6 protein-coding genes are annotated in these 5,119 nt (G+C 42.1%); 3 read left to right on the top strand and 3 right to left on the bottom strand.

The window, feature by feature from the left end; translation table 11 throughout:
• From O9H85_RS38135 to O9H85_RS36055, 3 genes are all read right to left on the bottom strand, one after another.
• A partial coding sequence (locus O9H85_RS38135) for a transposase (RefSeq protein ID WP_409348189.1) occupies positions 1 to 165 on the bottom strand: 165 nt, incomplete at its 3' end.
• Positions 166 to 384: 219 nt separating this feature from the next.
• Positions 385 to 675 (bottom strand): hypothetical protein, encoded by a 291-nt coding sequence (locus tag O9H85_RS36060; RefSeq protein WP_269886173.1) that lies wholly within the window; start codon positions 673 to 675, stop codon positions 385 to 387.
• Between the two features lie 260 nt (positions 676 to 935).
• Entirely contained in the window at positions 936 to 1,226 is a 291-nt protein-coding gene (locus O9H85_RS36055; RefSeq protein WP_269886172.1) for a hypothetical protein, read from the bottom strand.
• Positions 1,227 to 1,693: 467 nt separating this feature from the next.
• On the opposite strand from O9H85_RS36055, the gene O9H85_RS36050 reads away from it, so the two are divergent.
• The 3 genes from O9H85_RS36050 (at position 1,694) to O9H85_RS36045 (ending at position 5,109) form a co-directional block, all read left to right on the top strand.
• Positions 1,694 to 2,536, top strand: coding sequence for a hypothetical protein (locus O9H85_RS36050; RefSeq protein ID WP_269886171.1), 843 nt, complete (start codon positions 1,694 to 1,696; stop codon positions 2,534 to 2,536).
• Between the two features lie 479 nt (positions 2,537 to 3,015).
• Entirely contained in the window at positions 3,016 to 3,618 is a 603-nt protein-coding gene (locus tag O9H85_RS38130) for a DUF6431 domain-containing protein (RefSeq protein WP_409348263.1), read from the top strand.
• A gap of 174 nt (positions 3,619 to 3,792) precedes the next feature.
• On the top strand, positions 3,793 to 5,109 hold the full coding sequence (locus tag O9H85_RS36045; protein WP_269886170.1) for a DDE-type integrase/transposase/recombinase: 1,317 nt from the start codon (positions 3,793 to 3,795) through the stop codon (positions 5,107 to 5,109).
• Positions 5,110 to 5,119 lie beyond the last annotated feature (10 nt).

The following is a 5,119-nucleotide window of genomic DNA, read 5'->3' as shown; positions in this document are numbered from 1 at the left end:
CAATTGCGAGAGGTTCTGAACCGCTTCTGATTTCCACCGATTCAGGACATTGCTATGAATGCCGTGCTCTGAAGCGAGCTGCGAAACCGACTTTTCTTCCTTCAGAATTTCCAGTACGATGTGGGCCTTTTCTTCCGGCGTAAACTTCCTTCTACTGGTCGTCATACAACTAAGAAACTCCTTTTTTTCTGTCTAGTTTCTATGTAGCATTATATTTTCTTCCGGCGTAAACTTCCTTCTACTGGTCGTCATACAACTAAGAAACTCCTTTTTTTCTGTCTAGTTTCTATGTAGCATTATTTTTCCTCCGTTTTACGATAAAATCATTATTTTGTTAAACGCATCCTCATCTTGAAAAATAGCTTCGTTGAACCTACATTGTTGTTACCCTGCATAATGACTACCCTTTTCGGGATAATTGCTATGTTCCTTGTAATGCCTAAATATCCTTACAAATACCCTTCCTGCCAATCCGTAATCCTTCCACTCACTTTTACAGGGAGTAACAATGTCAAATCTAATGTCTTGTTCGTTTTCTACTGTAATATCATCACCAGAATGCCTACATAAATCTATCTTGATGACACCATCAAAATTATCGAAATCCTTACCATAACCATATGTAGCAACGGTTCCTTCGAGTTTAAGTAATTTGAAGCTAACTGCTATTCCCATTCAAACCAACTTCCCTTTGTCCCATTTGGTACATTATACCATCAAATGCAAAGAAAAAAGCTACCCATTTTGGATAGCTTAATATCTGTATTTTACATATCCTCTGTTATAATTTCTTAATCTTTGCTAAATTGTCCTCTTACTTCACTTCTAAAATCAGCGAAATCCGCCTCTATCAGATGCAAAACAAAAAAACTTAGTTTTTACCTAGATACTAATAAAATAAAAGAAGACCATTGAAAACACGGATCTTCGGTCTTTCATTTATCATTAATCAGTACAAATCTATTGTATGCCCCAATTGCAGAGATATTGTTATTTGAGTCTAAACTTGTTCGACAATATGAAGCCACAATGAAATTGTTACATACTGTTGTTCTTTTTATTATCGCATCTCCAAGTAAATTAACGCCCATATTTACAAAGAAATTGTTATTACTTTCATTTTTTATCTTACTCTTTAACCATACAGAATACTCATCCTGAGTTGGAACTGTAAAAAATGCTACGGCAAACAGCAGTACTACTAGCAATTGAAATAATTTAGACAATTGTATTACCTCCAAACGTACATAAATATAAATCAAAAATATTCTACTTTTTCAGTATCTACTTTAAGTGTTATTATTAAACACTTATTTGAATAAATATATGTTATCCGGAAAGAATTATGCTATAAAGGGGTGACATTATAAGTGTTGATGCCTTCCCTAAGAGCAGATTCTACCTAATATACCCCCACCTAGAAAAACCCTATTGTATATGATTTTTATCGTCTATTGCGATAAAAAATTTACAGGTGAGATACTCGGATTTCCTTGATATATAAGCGATACAGGAATTTTCATTTTTATCATCCCCCCCCCGTATGACACTGGATATTTAACAATATATTGTTTCTCGGGCAAGGCTTTTGATTAAAATGTCAAAACCCTTGTTGTTTTCAAGGGGCCTTGCACTATCTAGGTAAATGCCTCATAAATTGAATAACAAATTGAAAAGGAGGCGTTTTAGTAATATGTATTATCTAAACTTTAACAGGTATTATCCAAACTTTAATGTGGACTGGAATCCATATTTCATAAACAACTTTGATCCTTATTCAGGACACTACACAAGGCAAAGAGATCTAACAGGGATTTGGCAGAGCAGAAATATAAGTTACATTCCTCAGTGTACGTCAATAAGTTTTCCTGAAGCCAGAGTAACCCCAGAAACATTATTATTAGCGGTAGCTGGGGGCATTGCAGGAATAGCATTTTATGTGTGGGAGAAATATTTTCAGGAAGATGTCGCCAAACATGGGGATGCTTTTTACAAGTGTGTAAAAAAGCTAAACCTTCCATACGTCGATTTTGATGCAATAGAAGCTTGTTTAAAAGCCGATCCTTGGAAGCTTAGTGCTGAAGATGCATTAAGGGTAAGAAACCGATTCGAAACTTTATTCAATGTGGAAATGGCAGGAATTAAAACACTTGGTATATCACCTAAAATCGATGGGGTATGGAAAACTCCTTGGGGTTTGATTAATCTAAATAGCAGCAATATAACTGAAAAAATGCCATTTCCGTACTATGATTTTGAACATCAGAAAAATATTTCGGGTACAAGGTATGATGGTAGTTATAACTGGGCAAAAGGAGGAAAACTGCGTGGAGTTTTTATTAGTTCTGATAGCAGTATATATGGCTATTGGATGGAGGAAACAAATCCAGCAGAAACAGGACATCTTAACACTGGTAACTTTGTAATGAAATTCATGTGGGATGATCAAAATAAACCTATTTTTACTGGGACATTTGGATACGGTAAAAAGTATAATGAACGTGAATGGAGCGGAATTAAAATAATGGAGTATTAGATAATCTCAGGGGGAAATGAATAGCTTGTTTACTTTAAAAATAGAAAAAAATTGGCGTTGGAGGATGTAAAAAAATCGTGCAGGCATCTTTCCGATCTTCAAAAAAAATTTTTTTTAAGGATCTGCTCTGAAGCTCTACACCATCAACCGTCCAACAATATGTCATTCTGCCCGCCAAATTTTGGTCACTCACATCATGCGAGAAACCACTTAAATAAGTTTTTTATTCATTTTATGAAGTACACGAATAGTTTTAATGATGACAAATTGAGTGATAAATTTAAGGTGTTCGCCGCCTAAATATATGTCGGGAAAAAGTCATGGTTTCGCCATTCGGTTTGGCGGAGCCAAACCGAATATACTGCCGACAATAGCCTAATCCCTTCTGTACAATGACGGAGGATTAGGCTATTCTTGTGGATAAAAAGAAAATGCCCCCGACCTTTGGCGAGGCACTCGGGAGCATACAATAACGTTCTGTGAATAAAATACTATCTTTTGGCCGTTCTTGCAAGGCTTATTTGCGTCTGTACAAGGAGCAAGGTCCCGATGTGAAGCTTTGCTGCGAGAATTGCAACCGTAAACTTCATAAGCATGGCCGTTATTTCCGCTGGGTTACAAGTAAAAGCGAACATATCCATATCCCGATCTACCGATGGTTGTGCCCAAGCTGTGGTACAACCATTTCGCTGTTGCCGGATTTCCTCATCCCTTGGGCACGGTTTACCACATGGGTTCGCGAATCGGTGATCGTTCGGAAACGGCAAGGAAAATCCCTTGGGTGGATCGCTGGGGCCGTTGTTTCCACGCGTATTGGTCTCTCTCCAAGCACGGTAAAACGCTGGTGGAAACAGCAAACAGCTAAGGTAGCAGCGACATCGTTATGGATAGCCAGCCAGCTTGTGAAGGCAGGATGTGAGGAAGACCTGCTGCGGATGCATCCTAAGCCTGTTGCTGTAGAGCCAGCGGATACATGGATCTGGTTTGGACAATTAGTACAACGTTATGCCCCGAGACTCTCTCGTCTCCGGGGCTATTGGACGTTCCTAAATGCCAAAATACCTCGGGAGTATCTCCTCTAATGAGCTCCGAACTTGACCGCCAATTTTGTCGGCGAAGCCCTTTCGCCTGAAAAAATGATCCTGGTTGATCCAATTCCCCTCTCAACCGATCATCATCCCACAACATATGCATGCTCCCCAAGTCCAGGCCCTTCATGGGATACTATCCGAGATCTTACTGAGGGGAGCATGAATATGGATGAACAACAACGACAAGCGACTGCCAATTTCCGTTATGGACTGATCGCGCCACTCGTCAGTCGAAAACTTGAGGCAGGTGAGCAAATGTCCTTGATGCGGGAGATTTCGGGTCATGTATATATGTACCCGGATGGTGAACAGAAGAAAGTGAGTTTACGTACATTGGAACGATACGTCCAAGCCTACCGCTTAGGCGGTTGGGAAGCACTGCTGCCGTCGATACGGGCGGATAAGCTGCAATCTCGCGAAATTCAAGGCGATGTGCTGCACATAGCCATCGCGCTCAAGCAAGAACATCCCGGCCGCAGCGTTCGCCAGATCATCGCGATTTTGGAATTAGCCCAGTACGTCGCTCCCGGCGTGCTGAAGGAGAGTACACTCAGCAAACAACTCCGCAAACGTGGCGTCACCCGGAAGCAACTCTCTGCAAGTGACGGACGTTCATTTCGTCGGTTTGAAGCGACGCATCGCAATGCCATCTGGCAAGGCGATGTGCAGCATACCTTGTATTTGCCGCATCCGGACAGGCCCGGTAAGAAGGCCATGGCGTACCTCGTTGTATTCTTGGATGATTTTAGCCGGTTTTGTGTGCACGGACAGTTCTACTTCGAGGAACGCGTGCCGCGATTAGAAGATTGCCTCAAGAAGGCCATCCTGAAGTGTGGGATTCCAGAAATGATCTATGTCGATAACGGCGCCATTTACTCGTCTCACCACTTCGAGCGGATTTGCGGTCGACTCGGTACGGAGCTTCGCCACTCGAAAGCCGGACGCCCCCAAGGACGCGGTAAACAAGAAAAATTCTTCCGGTTCGTCGACCAAAGCTTTGTACCCGAGGCCTATGATCTGATCGAGCAAGGCAAGATTCAGACCCTAACCGATTTGAACCGATTCTTTGCTGCATGGCTAGAGGTCGCCTACCACCAAAAGGTTCATAACAGCTTTAAGCAGCGCCCGCTCGACCGATACCAAAAGGATGACCACCCGATTCGCATGATGCCGCCGCACGAGCTGGTAGAAGTGTTTCTGCTCGAGGACACGAGAAAAGTGGACAAAACCGGTTGTATCTCCTTACTCGGTCAATCTTACGAAGTGGCATCCGTGCTGGCCGGACAAAAAGTACAAGTGCGATTTGACCCGTACGATCTCAGCGAAATTCAAGTTTGGAAAGACGGAACACGTTACGAGAATGCGCGAGTCCTCAAGCTGCGCGACCCGAAACAAAAACGAGTGAAAACTTCGGAGGTGGTGGTGGAGGCTTCAAAAGTGAGCAAAAACAAAGCCCAGCGCGTCGAACTCCTGAGCGCGTAAGAGCATTGCA

This window comes from Paenibacillus gyeongsangnamensis (assembly GCF_027533625.1).
Taxonomy (GTDB): Bacteria; Bacillota; Bacilli; order Paenibacillales; family NBRC-103111; genus Paenibacillus_G; species Paenibacillus_G gyeongsangnamensis.
Note: the sequence above shows the minus strand (reverse complement) of the source record. Positions and strands in the feature narration are given on the sequence as shown.

Bases quoted from the DNA above. Each gene is read 5' to 3' on its own strand.
- O9H85_RS36045 (WP_269886170.1), top strand. From the start codon at position 3,793: ATGGATGAACAACAACGACAAGCGACTGCCAATTTCCGTTATGGACTG.
- O9H85_RS36060 (WP_269886173.1), bottom strand. From the start codon at position 675: ATGGGAATAGCAGTTAGCTTCAAATTACTTAAACTCGAAGGAACCGTT.
- O9H85_RS36050 (WP_269886171.1), top strand. From the start codon at position 1,694: ATGTATTATCTAAACTTTAACAGGTATTATCCAAACTTTAATGTGGAC.